Annotated in this window: 8 protein-coding genes, 16 tRNA genes and 3 rRNA genes; all 27 read right to left on the bottom strand. The window is 45.2% G+C overall.

From position 1 onward, the window contains the following. Window positions 1-655: 655 nt before the first annotated feature. Window positions 656-729: transfer RNA gene (locus DESOR_RS00595), tRNA-Gly, on the bottom strand. 5 nt (window positions 730-734) lie between these two features. Further along, window positions 735-811 (bottom strand) — tRNA-Ile (locus DESOR_RS00590). Between the two features lies 1 nt (window position 812). After that, window positions 813-887, bottom strand: a tRNA-Asn gene (locus tag DESOR_RS00585). Between the two features lie 7 nt (window positions 888-894). Continuing rightward, a tRNA-Ser gene (locus DESOR_RS00580) sits at window positions 895-985 on the bottom strand. Window positions 986-1,000: 15 nt separating this feature from the next. Beyond that, a tRNA-Leu gene (locus DESOR_RS00575) sits at window positions 1,001-1,085 on the bottom strand. A 6-nt stretch (window positions 1,086-1,091) separates the two neighbouring features. Beyond that, a tRNA-Thr gene (locus DESOR_RS00570) sits at window positions 1,092-1,167 on the bottom strand. Window positions 1,168-1,184: 17 nt separating this feature from the next. Further along, window positions 1,185-1,261: transfer RNA gene (locus DESOR_RS00565), tRNA-Arg, on the bottom strand. Between the two features lie 5 nt (window positions 1,262-1,266). After that, a tRNA-Gly gene (locus tag DESOR_RS00560) sits at window positions 1,267-1,341 on the bottom strand. Window positions 1,342-1,347: 6 nt separating this feature from the next. Continuing rightward, window positions 1,348-1,424, bottom strand: a tRNA-Lys gene (locus tag DESOR_RS00555). Window positions 1,425-1,430: 6 nt separating this feature from the next. Then, a tRNA-Gln gene (locus tag DESOR_RS00550) sits at window positions 1,431-1,505 on the bottom strand. Between the two features lie 44 nt (window positions 1,506-1,549). Beyond that, window positions 1,550-1,624, bottom strand: a tRNA-Met gene (locus tag DESOR_RS00545). An 18-nt stretch (window positions 1,625-1,642) separates the two neighbouring features. Further along, a tRNA-Tyr gene (locus DESOR_RS00540) sits at window positions 1,643-1,726 on the bottom strand. A gap of 15 nt (window positions 1,727-1,741) precedes the next feature. Then, window positions 1,742-1,817: transfer RNA gene (locus DESOR_RS00535), tRNA-Asp, on the bottom strand. Between the two features lie 4 nt (window positions 1,818-1,821). Then, window positions 1,822-1,897 (bottom strand) — tRNA-Val (locus tag DESOR_RS00530). Window positions 1,898-1,910: 13 nt separating this feature from the next. Beyond that, window positions 1,911-1,986: transfer RNA gene (locus DESOR_RS00525), tRNA-Glu, on the bottom strand. A 224-nt stretch (window positions 1,987-2,210) separates the two neighbouring features. Then, the gene (locus DESOR_RS00520) at window positions 2,211-2,771 is read right to left on the bottom strand and encodes a 4Fe-4S dicluster domain-containing protein (RefSeq protein ID WP_014182691.1); all 561 of its coding nucleotides are present in this window, start codon (window positions 2,769-2,771) and stop codon (window positions 2,211-2,213) included. After that, window positions 2,768-4,849, bottom strand: coding sequence for a molybdopterin-containing oxidoreductase family protein (locus tag DESOR_RS00515; RefSeq protein WP_014182690.1), 2,082 nt, complete (start codon window positions 4,847-4,849; stop codon window positions 2,768-2,770). Before DESOR_RS00515 ends, DESOR_RS00520 begins: the two co-directional genes overlap by 4 nt. Before the next feature lies 1 nt (window position 4,850). Next, entirely contained in the window at window positions 4,851-6,113 is a 1,263-nt protein-coding gene (locus DESOR_RS00510) for an NAD(P)/FAD-dependent oxidoreductase (RefSeq protein WP_042331771.1), read from the bottom strand. 1 nt (window position 6,114) lies between these two features. Next, window positions 6,115-6,480, bottom strand: a complete 366-nt coding sequence (locus DESOR_RS00505; RefSeq protein WP_242832422.1) for a 4Fe-4S dicluster domain-containing protein — start codon at window positions 6,478-6,480, stop codon at window positions 6,115-6,117. Between the two features lie 526 nt (window positions 6,481-7,006). Continuing rightward, window positions 7,007-7,579 (bottom strand): DUF1847 domain-containing protein, encoded by a 573-nt coding sequence (locus tag DESOR_RS00500; RefSeq protein WP_242832421.1) that lies wholly within the window; start codon window positions 7,577-7,579, stop codon window positions 7,007-7,009. Between the two features lie 64 nt (window positions 7,580-7,643). Then, window positions 7,644-8,582 carry a sulfite exporter TauE/SafE family protein gene (locus DESOR_RS00495; protein WP_014182686.1) on the bottom strand — a complete coding sequence of 313 codons (939 nt, stop codon included), beginning with the start codon at window positions 8,580-8,582 and terminating at the stop codon, window positions 7,644-7,646. Window positions 8,583-8,608: 26 nt separating this feature from the next. After that, on the bottom strand, window positions 8,609-9,031 hold the full coding sequence (locus DESOR_RS00490; protein WP_014182685.1) for a hypothetical protein: 423 nt from the start codon (window positions 9,029-9,031) through the stop codon (window positions 8,609-8,611). 356 nt (window positions 9,032-9,387) lie between these two features. Further along, complete coding sequence (locus tag DESOR_RS00485) at window positions 9,388-10,056, bottom strand: Crp/Fnr family transcriptional regulator (protein ID WP_014182683.1); 669 nt, start codon at window positions 10,054-10,056, stop codon at window positions 9,388-9,390. A gap of 312 nt (window positions 10,057-10,368) precedes the next feature. Beyond that, window positions 10,369-10,484: ribosomal RNA gene (gene rrf / locus DESOR_RS00480) — 5S ribosomal RNA — on the bottom strand. 116 nt (window positions 10,485-10,600) lie between these two features. Then, a 23S ribosomal RNA gene (locus DESOR_RS00475) occupies window positions 10,601-13,513 on the bottom strand. A gap of 129 nt (window positions 13,514-13,642) precedes the next feature. Continuing rightward, window positions 13,643-13,718, bottom strand: a tRNA-Ala gene (locus DESOR_RS00470). Window positions 13,719-13,912: 194 nt separating this feature from the next. Beyond that, window positions 13,913-15,480 (bottom strand): 16S ribosomal RNA (locus DESOR_RS00465). The 16S, 23S and 5S rRNA genes sit together here with 1 tRNA gene alongside, the layout of an rRNA operon. Window positions 15,481-15,527 lie beyond the last annotated feature (47 nt).

The following is a 15,527-nucleotide window of genomic DNA, read 5'->3' as shown; positions in this document are numbered from 1 at the left end:
AGTTATCTCAAACTTCTTTAAAGAAGGCTGACTCATGATTTATTTCGAAACTCTTGCGAGTCTCTCTCATTGGCTGTCCTTGTTGTTTAGTTTTCAAAGACCATCGCCCGTTTGGGCCGGAACTACATCTTAGCATCTTCAACATCCGTTGTCAACACTATTCTGATGTTAATTCGATTGGTAAAAACAGGCTTACCAGTCCGTTTATATACATTCTTGTAAGCGCTCAGTTATAATAGCATCTTTCATAGTGCATTGTCAACTGTACTTATTAAAATTTATAAAATTACTTAGCAAATTTCAATCAATCAATAGAAAGCAGTAAACCTTAGCCTAATATAAAAAACTTAGTGTATATACAGTGATAAAATTTAGAAAGGGAACCATTGATCTCTGACGAAATCAACAAACTTTTGAAACAAACACGTGCATCAGCAAGCAGCGAAAGGGCCAAAGCTATTTATACTATTAATAAATACAAATGGCGGAAATTTAAGTTTATACACAAAACAGGCAACTATGACTACAGCCAAAGTTGCCTGTTTTATAAAAGTATTAGGCTTCTAGGCATTCATGTAGGCCCATCCGGAACATAGAAATGTCTAATTCTTTCATAGATACAAAAAACCGCACTATTGTGCGGTGATGTTTCTTATGGAGCGGGTGATGAGAATCGAACTCACGTAGCTAGCTTGGAAGGCTAGTGCTCTACCATTGAGCTACACCCGCATAACTGGTAGCAGGGGGGGGATTTGAACCCTCGGATGAGCGGGTATGAACCGCTTGCCTTAGACCACTTGGCTACCCTGCCATGGCTCCCCGAGTAGGACTCGAACCTACAACCTACCGGTTAACAGCCGGTTGCTCCACCATTGAGCTATCGAGGAATATTTATGGCGGAGAAGGAGGGATTTGAACCCTCGCGGCAGTTACCCACCCTAACGGTTTAGCAAACCGTCCTCTTCAGCCACTTGAGTACTTCTCCACATAATTTATAAAATGGTGCGGAAGACGGGACTTGAACCCGTACGGAGTTACCCACACGCCCCTCAAACGTGCGCGTCTGCCAATTACGCCACTCCCGCGTTAAATGGAGCCATTGACCGGGATTGAACCGGTGACCTTATCCTTACCAAGGATACGCTCTACCAACTGAGCTACAACGGCACTTGATGTGAAATTTGTGGTGCGCTCGGAGAGATTCGAACTCCCGGCCTTCTGATTCGTAGTCAGACGCTCTATCCAGCTGAGCTACGAGCGCAATTTTGGAGCGGGTGACGAGATTCGAACTCGCGACTTTCACCTTGGCAAGGTGACACTCTACCACTGAGTTACACCCGCGAGTGTTGGTGGGCCATCCGCGACTCGAACGCGGGACACCCTGATTAAAAGTCAGGTGCTCTAGCCGACTGAGCTAATGGCCCTTAAAATGGCTGGGGTGGGAGGATTCGAACCTACGAATGCCAGAGTCAAAGTCTGGTGCCTTACCCCTTGGCGACACCCCAATTTTTATATTAAGTCTGAGCGATTGCCCAACGACTTAGCGGATTGGTTGCGGGGGCCGGATTTGAACCGACGACCTTCGGGTTATGAGCCCGACGAGCTACCGCTGCTCCACCCCGCGATAATATTAAGTTGAATATGGTGGGCAGGGATGGATTCGAACCACCGTACCTTACGGAACAGATTTACAGTCTGCCGCCTTTAACCACTCGGCCACCTACCCAAAATATAACTTATATGGCGACCCCGATCGGACTTGAACCGACGATCTCCTGCGTGACAGGCAGGCATGTTAACCACTACACCACGGGGCCATATTGGTGGGCGATGACAGGGTCGAACTGCCGACATCCTGCTTGTAAGGCAGGCGCTCTACCAACTGAGCTAATCACCCATGAACTCTATTTTGGTGACCCGTACGGGATTCGAACCCGTGTAACCGCCGTGAAAGGGCGGTGTCTTAGACCGCTTGACCAACGGGCCACTGCTTTTGAGAACTTTTTTAGTATAGCTGAAGGCTGCTAAAATGTCAACTGTTTTTGTCGAGTTATTAAGAAAAAAATTTAAAGACTAAAAAGTGTTTATATTAATGTAGACTCTTAGTATTAACTTCGAAGATAATAATAATCCACTTTCCTTAAATTAGCACATTTTATTAACAACATATAATCACTTATTTTTATTGTACATCTTTATACTAAAACAATCTAACTTTCTGTGTCAACAAACAAATACATTACCATTGTCTGATCCTTGTCCCCTCCTTCTAGATGGACATGCATTCCCTTCATTCTTAACTCCTCCATACGTTTGCTTGCTTCACGAAGAAGTTCTTCACGTCCACCATAAATCCGGGAATTTGTTGGACATACTCCTGCACATGCAGGCTCTTTACCTCTTGCCAAGCGATGACTACAAAGAGTGCATTTCCCCACCTTACCGTTTGTCATAATCTTCATTCCATGATGTGGGCATGAGGTTACACAAACATGGCAACCAAGACATTTTGCGTCATCCTGAATGACACGCCCATCTTCTCCACGCTGAATAGAACCCACTGGACATACTGCCTGACAAACTGGGTCGACACAGTGCCTGCATGACTGAGTATTGTAGTATCTGACTAAATGATCCTTTAACTGTTCTTTCCGCCATACTCTTAACCACCAATCCCCTGTTTGGAGACCATTTTCTTGTTTACAGGCAACAATACAGCTCTTACATTCAATGCATCGTGACACATCGACTAACATAGCGTGTTGATTCACAATCCTTGCCCCCCTTCGGCTTTAGCCTTACACTGGATGTTTTTGCTGATTAGGTTACCCCCAACAGGATCGGCAGCAACTGGAAAAAGTGTATTGGCTGGTGCTTGACCATAGGGGGATTGTAACCCGAAGTAGGGTTGGGTAGATAGAAAGCCCCGCTGTACGGACTGTGTTATCTTTGCTGCCAAAACGATCGATCCCGATAAAGTCTCCACCCTAACCTTATCTCCCTCCGCAACTCCTATCTCTAATGCGGTTAGAGGATGGATCTCAACGTAAGGTTCTTCCATTTCTTTAGCCCAAACACTATATTGGCATTCAGTATGATAGTGCCTTGCTACCTTATTGGTGCTAAACAGATAAGGAAACTCCTCTCGACTCACTCCATCATTACCAGGGGCTTCAAAAGTATCGACATACTCAAGGGGTCCATTACTAACTCCTGTCAGTTCCACCTTGCCAGAGGATGTTTTGAACACACCATTTTGGAATAGACGCACGGTCTCCTTACCTATTTCAGAACTGGGAAAATGTACACCACCAGGTGTTGTAAGCATCCGTTCCCTACTAATTCCTGAAACGTTCTTATTATATTTTCTTTCCAACTCCCATGCTGCTTCAGGAGAATCGGGGAAATAGGAAGAATTCAAACCCATACGCTCCGCCAATAAACGGTAAAAATCCCCGCCAGATTTTTCCTCACCAAGTGTCTCGACAACTTTATTTTTCCACTGTAAGACTCTATGCACACTCGGCTGCACTCCGGCTTCTTCCAACCAGTGGGTTGCTGGGATAACAATATCCGCTAGTATAGCGGAATCATCCATTACCAAGGTATGACTCACTACAAAGTCTAACCCCTTAAGCGCTTTACTCATTCGCGAACTATCAGGCCAAGTCGCGCAAGGATTCCCAGAAATTATGACCATTTTCACATCTCCCTCTTCCATATCTTTGTAGAGGGCACTTGATGATCTTTTACGATCAGGCTTCATGACATCAACAGGTTCAATCAAATTGCTAATGCCGCCAGTGTTGTTGATATGTGAAATAATCCCCGATCCTCGTTTACCGATATTACCCAGTATAGCCATCAGGCCTTCAAAAGCCCAAACTGAAGCACCTGCATTATTAACACAAACAACACCCCTACCTTCAAACAGCATTCCAGGTTTTAGCGTTGCTAAATCTTGAGCTAACTTTTCAATAACATTTTGAGGAACTCCTGTAATCTCCGCTGCCTGCTCCGTTGTAAACGCACTTACATCCTGTGCCAGTTTTTCGAAGCCATTGGTATGTTGGGACACAAACGCATCATCGTAAAGGTTGTTTTTAATAATATAGTTAAGTAACGCCATACCTAAAGCAGTGTCCGTTCCTGGTCTGATCTGAATAAATAGGTCTGCAGCCTGTGCTGTCTCTGTAAAACGTGTGTCTACGACCACTATTCGGGTCCCTCTTCGCTTGGCCTCCATAATCCATTGGAATTGTCCCGCCTTCGTTTGGGCAGCATTGTTACCCACTATTAGCAGAATCTTAGAATGGACGACATCAGAGAGAGGGCTTGTACCGGAGCTGTCGCCGAAAAGTTTCTTGCGCACATTAGCTTCTGAATCGGTACAAATCGGTCCAGTCCCGTAATTAACTAGACCGGTTAATGATGAAAATATGCCATGAGCTAATTTACTGTAGGAACCACCAATTTTGGAGGTAATACCCACAACTGACCCTGTGCCATACTCTTTGCTGTATTGGTTATACTTTTGTGCAATCACATCTAAGGCTTCATCCCAGCTAATCCTTTCAAAGGTACCATTAACCTTTTTCATTGGATATCTGACCCTATAGGGACCATATAAAGTTTGGGCTATTTCCATGGGCTTTGAACATATTTTCCCTTTATTGTAAGGGTTCTCAAGATCACCAAAAACCGCCTTAATTTTCCAATTCAGATCTAAACTAACTTTTATCCCACACCCACCGTTACAAAGACAGCAAATAGAGGTGCGCATTTCCTCGCCATCTTCAATAGGTTTACTGTTTGAAATTAATGCTCGTGTTCTTACATATGAGCCCATTCTACTGACCCCCTCTCTCAACCGGCAAGTACCTTGGATACTCAATCGTATGGATTAACATTTGATTAAGATAATTAATATCAACTTTTGCCTTTTTTCGAATTAAGCCGCTCAAAATACCAGCCCCTTCAATGTCACCAACCATGATCATGCCTACTAAATGCCCGTCTTTAATCACAAACTTACGATAGAAGTTCTTTTCCGGCTCCGATGCCCTAAGTACACTACCTCCTCCTGGCTGCAAATTAACCACTCCGGCAGAAATAATTCCTACACCGGAGATTACAGCAGAGTTTACAGCCAGTGAACCTGGATATTTGCGCTTAACACCTGCCATGTTACAGCCAGCAACGATTCCTTGTTCTGTTGCAGAAGGCCATATAGCATTCACGCCCTTTTCGTCACTTAAGAGATTGAATGCCTCAGCGACATCACCCGCAGCGTAAATATCTTTTACCGAGGTTTGCATCTCCTCATCGACAACGATACCGTAATTCACTGATATCCCGCTATCCCTAACCAGCTTCACATTAGGGCGAACTCCAACCGCTCTGATAATCATCTGACAAGGAATCTGTTCTCCAGTATTCAGAAGTACACCCGATACGGACATCCGGCCATCTGCATCCTCTTCACTGAGCACTTTGGCTACTTTGGTATTCAGGAGGACACGATATCCGTCTTCTTCTAACAACCTTGTCAAAATCCCAGCCGATTCTACATCGATAGAGTGCCGCAGAACTTGAGGTGCAGATCCAACAATAGTTACATTGATCCCCAGTTCATGAAGCCCATGGGCTCCTTTAAGCCCTACCAGACCAGCACCCATAACAACAGCAGATTTTACATTTGGTGCAAACTTAGCAACAGCTTTTGCATCCTCTAAGGTGCGTAATTCAAAGATCCCCTCCACGTCACTTCCTTCAAGAGGAGGGTTAAAAGGAGAAGAACCCGTGGCAATCAGCAACTTGTCATAAGTAACAATTTCACCCGAGTCTAACAGGACGCTGTTAGACTTCGGCTCCACCCGTTCAACATGCCCAACTTGAAAGTCAATCCCCGTTTCGCTGTAAAAGGCTTTATCTCGAATGTACATCATTTCTTCAGAAATTTCGTTTCCTAAGTAATAGGAGGTTAGACAACGCGAATAAGGCAAACAATTTTCATTTGAAATCATTCTAATTTGTCCATCTGGGTCCAAACCCCGAATGGTTTCAGCTGCAAAAACGCCTGCCGCACTATTTCCTATAATGAGATAACGCACATCAATCACCCGCAACTTTCATTTCATATTCCTCAGAGGTACCATAAATCAAGGCCTGCTGGGGACATCTCGCTACACAAGGTGGAATCTTTTCATCCTTGCACAGGTCACATTTACCTGCTTTTTTCACCTCGCTAAGTGATACAATCGCGCCGAACGGACAAACCATTATACACATCCAACAGCCGACACATTTCTTTGCATCATGAAAAACCTCACCCGTCGGAGAATGCTGCATTGCTCCTGTCATACATGCCCTTACGCACATTGACTCGGAACAGTGCTGGCAAACGGTAGCCCAATATTGATTACCCGACTTTTTAACTCTGATCCGAGGTTGTAGAGTTGGTTTTTCCATTTTCGTCATGAAGATGCCCTGGGAATGAGAATGTTTTTCCAGACATGCTAGTTCACAAGCTCGACACCCATCGCAATGTTTAGATAAAAAAAATATTTTTTGCACACTCATCTTACCTCTCTCTCCCAACTGATATAAGATTCAGTTTTTTCTATAAATACATTATTTGAAGAACACACGATATTAGCTTCTGAAAAACTCATCTAATTAAACGGAAATTCAATAGCTTCATTTTTAGTTCGCCTTGTATCACGGTATATTTGATGTTTATGAAGTCCTGCATTATCTAGACAAAGTCCTTTCTCCTTTGAGGCATTTATCTTACTATGTACTTAATTTATCAAATGCCATTTAATATTGGTGTCCTGTTTTCGACTATAATTTTGTCTTTTCCCTTACAAACGACAAAAGTAAAGGCCTAACGAACCTTAATTCGCTAGACCCCAATCGTGACTATGTTTTTCGTCAAACTCAGAAAAGGATTGCCAAAACTATCTAGATTTGGCAATCCTCAAACTGCGTTCAATATAAGATCTTATTCATATTTTTTATTAAGATACTTTTTACGCAAATAACTTGAATAGCAGACCGCCAAAGGATTATGACCTAACACACGATCCTTAACGGCGTAGGTGGTGACAGGTACCTTCGAGTACTTATTGAATAACATATCATGACCAACGCATAAGCCTACGGCTATATTAAGTTCAGTTTGGTCATTTTCCAATACTTTAGCTTGAAGTATTGGGTCACAAATAACTTCAATTTTATCTTCTTTGACTTTGGGTATCTCGTAATCTTCTTTTTTAAGTCCGCCAATTTTACAGCACGCAGAATATACCTCAAAATGTTGGGATAAAATCTTTTCCAAGACGGCAGCTTCTTCAGCTAACCCGATACAGAAAGCCATGCCAATTTTCTTATAACCCATTTTTTTTGAAAACATAATCAATTCATCAAGACGACTAAGGTTATTACCATGTTCTGCTTGAAAACAGCCACTTAGACGATGAAATGGTTTATTTTCTTCTTCGAAACATTCATCAAGGGTATATTTTCCTCCAGTACAATCAAATGCTTCCTTATCACACATGTTTTTAGTTTTCATTTTACAAGATGCACACTTCAATTAAGATCCCACCCTTTATTTTAGATACCCTCAAAATTTTTTATCAGATTTTAATGCCAACTACAGGTAACACATACTTCAGCCCGATATAGAACAAGATAACCGCAAGGAAAATTTTCATATAACGAGCATTGATATACTTAGAAATTCGAGCCGCTACAACCGTACCAATTGCAACACCAATTAATTCAAAGGCCAGAAACTTAAGATCTAGGACACTGCCCATAGAAATATAATTTAGAATACTTGTTGAAGAAGAAACCAATATGGAAAGAACGGATGTCCCTGCTACAATGTACATAGGAAATCCCATCACACTGGTCATAAAAGGAACCAGCAAGAATCCACCGCCTACTCCCAGGGATGCTGAGAGAACCGCTACTAAAAGCCCTGTAATGAACACTGTAATCGCGTTATAATTAAATTCTTGACCCGCAAAGGTAAAGGTATTTTGAATACCAATCTTTTTAAAGTTAACACCTATTTCCTTAATCTCATTCAATTTGCCTGCGGCCTTAAGTTCTTTGACTTTTGCAGCGAAGAGATTATTAGCTGCTTTTACATCTTTTTGGCCGTCAATGAATTTAGCGGTACACTCGTAGGCAATACGAATCGAAATACCCAACGTAACTATACCAAAATAAGGTTTGAAAGTGCTCAAGTCTTTTAAATAAGAGTGCGAAAGATAAGAACCTAATAGCGCACCTGCGATGCCCCCTAAGCCTAGAGCGACTGCGGTAGGTACAACAATTCGTTTTTCTCTAAGGTATAAAGGGGTACCAACAATAGGGCTGACTAGTGTCAAAATCTGATTCATCGGCTTTATCATATTTGCCTTTTTTAGTCCGAAGAGACTCATATGTCCTACCCCTGCTAAAATGCCTCCAGCTGCTCCTACAGATGTAAAAACATATCCTACAAAGATGCCCCAAAGGATCAAACTAATTGGGTTTGCATCTACCCCGGCTGCCGCGAAATGCATATCATTTTCCTCCAATTTAGTAAATTTTATTTAGTTACTTCTGATGCCCTTGCAAAATTGACTAAACCAAGTTTTAGCAATTTAGACTTAATCGGTTTTTCGAGCCATTTTCCTGCATGAAATAGAAGATAAGCTGATAAATATACTCCAAGTATACTTACTTGCCAGTCTACAAAAGGAACTGTGATATATGGCCATTTTAAGCTAATTATCCATATTATAAGAACGTGAGGAACTAATCTATAAATTGAGTCTACTACTACAGCTGTTAGGTAATCAAAAAACACTTCTCTCATTTCTGCCTCAAGGGATTTGTAGGCCGCCGCATCCCCAATTTCTGCAGCTACATGTGAAAGATCGTCCAATTCCTGATACCGCTCTTTATAGTTCTGGACTTTTTTAGCGTGGGGGTCTTTAAGGAATTTCACTAGTTCAGAAACTTTCTTCATAGCTAAACGCCCTTCTTGCAAAGATTTTCACTAAAACAGTCCCTCTAGGCCTATGCCTAAGTTCTTCCTCCTTTCATTTTTCTCTCTTTACTATGTACTTAATTTATCAAACTCAAGAAAATTTTAATGTCCTTATCACGACTATTTTTTTGTCTACCTTGTGACGCTATTTATGTCAACAGCATTGCAATAGTTATGTCCCCTATACGACATAACTATTGCAAAAAATCTTCATATTTTATTTGCCTTCGATATTTTGGTGCGAATACAATGTCGTATTAAAGCTAGCCTCCCCATAATATGTGGGTTTTCGTTTAGACGAATAAAGAGAGGCTAGCATTATCTGCAAGCCTCTCTTAAACAATCCATTTACTTAGCTTATCTGGATCGAGAATATATACTTCCTTCTCTTCAATGGCTATACTATTTTCTTGCCTAAATATGTTAAGCAATGAAGTAACCGTCTGTCTTGACGTTCCTATCATACAAGCTATCTCCTCATGGGTTAAGCGAAAGCCAATTTTTGTTCCTGTTTTAGTTTCTACTCCTGCTCGTTCAGTCATTTTAAGAAGCAGCATTGCAAGTCTTCCCGGCACTTGAAAGCAAACCATTTCCTGAATAATAGCTTCAGCTTCTCGCATTCTAACACCCAAAGTGGTCGCAACTTTAATGGCAATAGACGGGTGGTTCACAAGCAATTCCTCAAAACGGGCCTTTCGAACAACTACGACAGTCACATCGTTGATAGCCCCAGCAAAGCATGTTCGTTCCCCATGGTACAAAGTTTCAGCTAGACCCATTAATTGGCCTGAAGTCCTCATACTTCCAACAGTTACTTTTCGTCCATCAGGTGTTATCCTATATATTTTTACAAAACCTTCTTCAATTAAGTATATACGGTCAGCTGTATCCCCTTCAGCAAAGAGTATTTGCCCCTTAGGATAATGAACTACTATTCCATATTCTCTGATAAGGTCTTTTTCATGGTCATCTAAGGCTAATGCTTCATGATTTATGCTTTCCATTATAGATTTGCCCTCCATATATTTTTATATTATAACAAATTTCTACAATAATACTACTATAATTTATAGAATTGTATAACATTAATCCCTATTTAATCTTATATATTTGTATTAGAATCAATTAAAAATTAGTAGTTTTAGGTACCATTATTGTGAGCTTTAACTTGTATGTATGAATTACAATAAAATACCATTCACCATGATTCCAGCCTGAACCTTCATTGTTCGGGACTTACACCCTGTAGACAACGCCCATGCCGGGCGCACAAACACAGAGAGGCCATCTCATTAAGAGATGGCCTTTCGCTTGTTACCTGGCAATGTCCTGCTTTCCCAGGGGCTATGCCCCAAGTATCATCGGCCCTGGAGGTCTTAACTACCGTGTTCGGTATGGGAACGGGTGGAACCCCTCCGGCATTATCACCAGATGTCTGAGATCTTCGCTTTCCTTTGGATGGATCGCTGTTCTCTCAAAACTGCATAGATCGTCGCTTTTGCAAGTATCATCTTCGAACCTGAGCCACTTTAACCTTCCAGCAACTCTTAGGTCAAGCCCTCGACCGATTAGTACCAGTCAGCTCCACACGTCACCGCGCTTCCACACCTGGCCTATCTACCTGATCTTCCTTCAGGGGTCTTACCGAGCTTACGCTCGTGGGAAATCTCATCTTGAGGCCGGTTTCGCGCTTAGATGCTTTCAGCGCTTATCCGATCCGAATATAGCTACCCAGCTGTGCCTCTGGCGAAACAACTGGTACACCAGGGATTCGTCCATCCCGGTCCTCTCGTACTAGGGACAGATCCTCTCAAATTTCCTGCGCCTGCGACGGATAGGGACCGAACTGTCTCACGACGTTCTGAACCCAGCTCACGTACCGCTTTAATGGGCGAACAGCCCAACCCTTGGGACCTACTACAGCCCCAGGATGCGATGAGCCGACATCGAGGTGCCAAACCTCCCCGTCGATATGGACTCTTGGGGGAGATAAGCCTGTTATCCCCAGGGTAGCTTTTATCCGTTGAGCGATGGCCCTTCCACTCGGTACCACCGGATCACTAAGCCCGACTTTCGTCCCTGCTCGACTTGTTGGTCTCGCAGTCAAGCTCCCTTTTGCCTTTACACTCTGCGCGCGATTTCCAACCGCGCTGAGGGAACCTTTGGGCGCCTCCGTTACTCTTTAGGAGGCGACCGCCCCAGTCAAACTGCCCACCTGATACTGTCCCTAACCCCGATTCAGGGGCCCAGGTTAGAATTTCAGTACAAAAAGAGTGGTATCCCACCGTCGACTCCACCAAGGCTGGCGCCCTAGCTTCTTAGTCTCCCACCTATCCTGTACATTTTATACCAAAATCCAATGTCAAGCTGCAGTAAAGCTCCATGGGGTCTTTCTGTCCTGTCGCAGGTAACCCGCATCTTCACGGGTATTACAATTTCGCCGAGTCCCTCGTTGAGACAGTGTCCAGATCGTTACACCTTTCGTGCGGGTCAGAACTTACCTGACAAGGAATTTCGCTACCTTAGGACCGTTATAGTTACGGCCGCCGTTTACTGGGGCTTCAATTCAAAGCTTCGGGTTACCCCTAACCTCTCCTCTTAACCTTCCAGCACCGGGCAGGTGTCAGCCCCTATACATCTCCTTTCGGATTAGCAGGGACCTGTGTTTTTGTTAAACAGTCGCCTGGACCTTTTCTCTGCGGCTCTTATTGCTAAGAGCGCCCCTTCTCCCGAAGTTACGGGGCCATTTTGCCGAGTTCCTTAACGAGGGTTTTCTCGCGCGCCTTAGGTTTCTCACCCCATCTACCTGTGTCGGTTTACGGTACGGGCACCTAGTCACTCACTAGAGGCTTTTCTTGACAGCTTGGAGTTGGTTACTTCGCTACTTATGTTCGCTCCCCATCACGTCTCAGATTCTCGCAGGGCGGATTTGCCTGCCCTACATCCTACTCGCTTGGGCCAGCTCGACCAACGGCTGGCTTAACCTATCCTTCTGTGTCACCCCATTGCTCAAACATTTCTAGGTGGTACTGGAATTTCAACCAGTTGTCCATCACCTACGCCTTTCGGCCTCGGCTTAGGTCCCGACTTACCCTGGGCGGACGAGCCTTCCCCAGGAATCCTTAGATTTTCGGCGGGAAGGATTCTCACCTTCCTTTTCGCATACTCATACCGGCATTCTCACTTCTATCCACTCCACCAAACCTTCCAGTTTGACTTCTCTGCTGATAGAACGCTCCCCTACCCCTGCGCATGAAGCGCAAGCCATAGCTTCGGTGATACACTTGAGCCCCGTTACATTTTCGGCGCAGAACCACTCGACCAGTGAGCTATTACGCACTCTTTAAATGGTGGCTGCTTCTGAGCCAACATCCTGGTTGTCTGAGCAATTCCACATCCTTTCCCACTTAGTGTATACTTGGGGACCTTAGCTGATGGTCTGGGCTGTTTCCCTTTTGACTATGAATCTTATCACCCACAGTCTGACTCCCAATCTAAACATAACGGCATTCGGAGTTTGATAAGGTTCGGTAACCTGGTAAGGCCCCTAGCCTATTCAGTGCTCTACCGCCGTCATTCATCAATTGAGGCTAGCCCTAAAGCTATTTCGGGGAGAACCAGCTATCTCCGTGTTCGATTGGCATTTCACCCCTACCCACAGCTCATCCCCTGCCTTTTCAACGACAGTGAGTTCGGGCCTCCAGTGGGTTTTACCCCACCTTCACCCTGGCCATGGGTAGATCACACGGTTTCGGGTCTACAGCATGTAACTCTTCGCCCTTTTCAGACTCGCTTTCGCTTCGGCTCCGACTTCCCGTCTTAACCTCGCTACATACCGTAACTCGCCGGTTCATTCTACAAAAGGCACGCCACTACACCTTACGTGCTGTGACTGCTTGTAAGCGCACGGTTTCAGGTTCTTTTTCACTCCTCTTCCGAGGTGCTTTTCACCTTTCCCTCACGGTACTGGTTCGCTATCGGTCGCTAAGTAGTATTTAGCCTTGGGAGGTGGTCCTCCCTGCTTCCCACGGGGTTTCACGTGTCCCGCGGTACTCAGGATTCCCTCACAGAATGTTTTCCTTTCGTCTACAGGAGTGTTACCTTCTTTGCTCGACCTTTCCAGATCTGTTCGACTAGAAATCCATTCTTAAAAGAGGGTCCTACAACCCCAGCCCCCAAGGGGACTGGTTTGGGCTCTTCCCCGTTCGCTCGCCGCTACTTAGGGAATCGATGATTCTTTCTTTTCCTCCGGGTACTTAGATGTTTCAGTTCCCCGGGTTGTCTTCATTAACCTATGGATTCAGCTAATGATAACCGGACATGACTCCGGTTGGGTCGCCCCATTCGGGTATCCACGGATCAATACCTGCTTACGATTCCCCGTGGCATTTCGCTGTTAACCGCGCCCTTCTTCGACTCTTAGCGCCTAGGCATCCACCGTACGCCCTTAGTAGCTTGACCTATATTTGCTACTTTAGGTTTATTTGAATTGTCCGCTGTCGCGGACTGTTCATTGTGAATTCTCGACTTTACTCGCATTTGCTTTTCTCTATGCAGTTTTCAAAGAACAAGACCAAAGAACATATAAATTGGTGGAGGTAAGCGGGATCGAACCGCTGACCTCTTGAATGCCATTCAAGCGCTCTCCCAGCTGAGCTATACCCCCACATTGTAAAGAAACCATTCCTGGTCTCTCAAAACTAAACAACAGCTTCAATCCAATGAGTTGCCGATCCCTCGGCTTGAGTCTTACGACTCTTATTGATCTTTCTCCAAACCAAGCTTCTCAGCTTCGTTCTTCGAAAGCACCGACCAATAGGATGTTCGTTTAAAGCCTAGACCTTAAACCGTTCTCCTTAGAAAGGAGGTGATCCAGCCGCACCTTCCGATACGGCTACCTTGTTACGACTTCACCCCAATCATCGGCCCCACCTTCGACGGCTAGCTCCCTTGCGGGTTACCCCACCGGCTTCGGGTGTTGCAGACTTTCGTGGTGTGACGGGCGGTGTGTACAAGGCCCGGGAACGTATTCACCGCAGTATGCTGACCTGCGATTACTAGCGATTCCGACTTCATGCAGGCGAGTTGCAGCCTGCAATCCGAACTGAGACCGGCTTTCTCGGATTGGCTTCACCTCGCGGCTTCGCTTCCGTCTGTACCGGCCATTGTAGCACGTGTGTAGCCCAGGACATAAGGGGCATGATGATTTGACGTCATCCCCACCTTCCTCCGGTTTGTCACCGGCAGTCTATCTAGAGTGCTCAACCTTACTTGTTAGCAACTAAATACAGGGGTTGCGCTCGTTGCGGGACTTAACCCAACATCTCACGACACGAGCTGACGACAACCATGCACCACCTGTCTCACAGCTCCCCGAAGGGCACCTCCATGTTTCCACGGAGTTCTGTGGATGTCAAGCCCTGGTAAGGTTCTTCGCGTTGCGTCGAATTAAACCACATGCTCCACCGCTTGTGCGGGCCCCCGTCAATTCCTTTGAGTTTCAACCTTGCGGCCGTACTCCCCAGGCGGAGTGCTTATTGTGTTAACTGCGGCACAGAAGGGGTCGATACCCTCTACACCTAGCACTCATCGTTTACGGCGTGGACTACCAGGGTATCTAATCCTGTTTGCTCCCCACGCTTTCGCGCCTCAGCGTCAGTTACAGTCCAGAAAGTCGCCTTCGCCACTGGTGTTCCTCCACATATCTACGCATTTCACCGCTACACGTGGAATTCCACTTTCCTCTCCTGTCCTCAAGATACCCAGTTTCCGATGCACTCTCAGGGTTGAGCCCTGATCTTTCACACCGGACTTAAGCATCCGCCTACGCGCCCTTTACGCCCAATAATTCCGGACAACGCTCGCCCCCTACGTATTACCGCGGCTGCTGGCACGTAGTTAGCCGGGGCTTCCTCCTTGGGTACCGTCATGTCTCCTCAATATTTTCAAAAAGACCGTTCTTCCCCAATGACAGTACTTTACAATCCGAAGACCTTCATCATACACGCGGCGTTGCTCCGTCAGACTTTCGTCCATTGCGGAAGATTCCCCACTGCTGCCTCCCGTAGGAGTCTGGGCCGTGTCTCAGTCCCAGTGTGGCCGTTCACCCTCTCAGGCCGGCTACTGATCGTCGCCTTGGTAGGCCTTTACCCCACCAACTAGCTAATCAGACGCGGGTCCATCCATAATCGATAGCATGTTCAGAGGCCATCTTTCCTTAAGTCCTGATGCCAAGATCTAAGATTATCCGGTATTAGCCCTCGTTTCCAAGGGTTGTCCCGGCTTTATGGGCAGGTTACCCACGCGTTACTCACCCGTCCGCCACTAAGATTTTCTCTAAGTAAACTCAGAGAAAATCTCCGTTCGACTTGCATGTGTTAGGCACGCCGCCAGCGTTCGTCCTGAGCCAGGATCAAACTCTCCAAAAAAAGTTATCTCAAACTTCTTTAAAGAAGGCTGACTCATGATTTATTTC

The organism is Desulfosporosinus orientis DSM 765 (genome assembly GCF_000235605.1).
Classification (GTDB): domain Bacteria; phylum Bacillota; class Desulfitobacteriia; order Desulfitobacteriales; family Desulfitobacteriaceae; genus Desulfosporosinus; species Desulfosporosinus orientis.
Note: the sequence above shows the minus strand (reverse complement) of the source record. Positions and strands in the feature narration are given on the sequence as shown.

Excerpts from the sequence above, each read along its gene's own strand:
- DESOR_RS00500 (WP_242832421.1), bottom strand. The coding sequence starts at position 7,579 with ATGAAAACTAAAAACATGTGTGATAAGGAAGCATTTGATTGTACTGGA.
- DESOR_RS00495 (WP_014182686.1), bottom strand. The coding sequence starts at position 8,582 with ATGCATTTCGCGGCAGCCGGGGTAGATGCAAACCCAATTAGTTTGATC.
- DESOR_RS00515 (WP_014182690.1), bottom strand. The coding sequence starts at position 4,849 with ATGGGCTCATATGTAAGAACACGAGCATTAATTTCAAACAGTAAACCT.
- DESOR_RS00505 (WP_242832422.1), bottom strand. The coding sequence starts at position 6,480 with ATGACGAAAATGGAAAAACCAACTCTACAACCTCGGATCAGAGTTAAA.
- DESOR_RS00490 (WP_014182685.1), bottom strand. The coding sequence starts at position 9,031 with ATGAAGAAAGTTTCTGAACTAGTGAAATTCCTTAAAGACCCCCACGCT.
- DESOR_RS00485 (WP_014182683.1), bottom strand. The coding sequence starts at position 10,056 with ATGGAAAGCATAAATCATGAAGCATTAGCCTTAGATGACCATGAAAAA.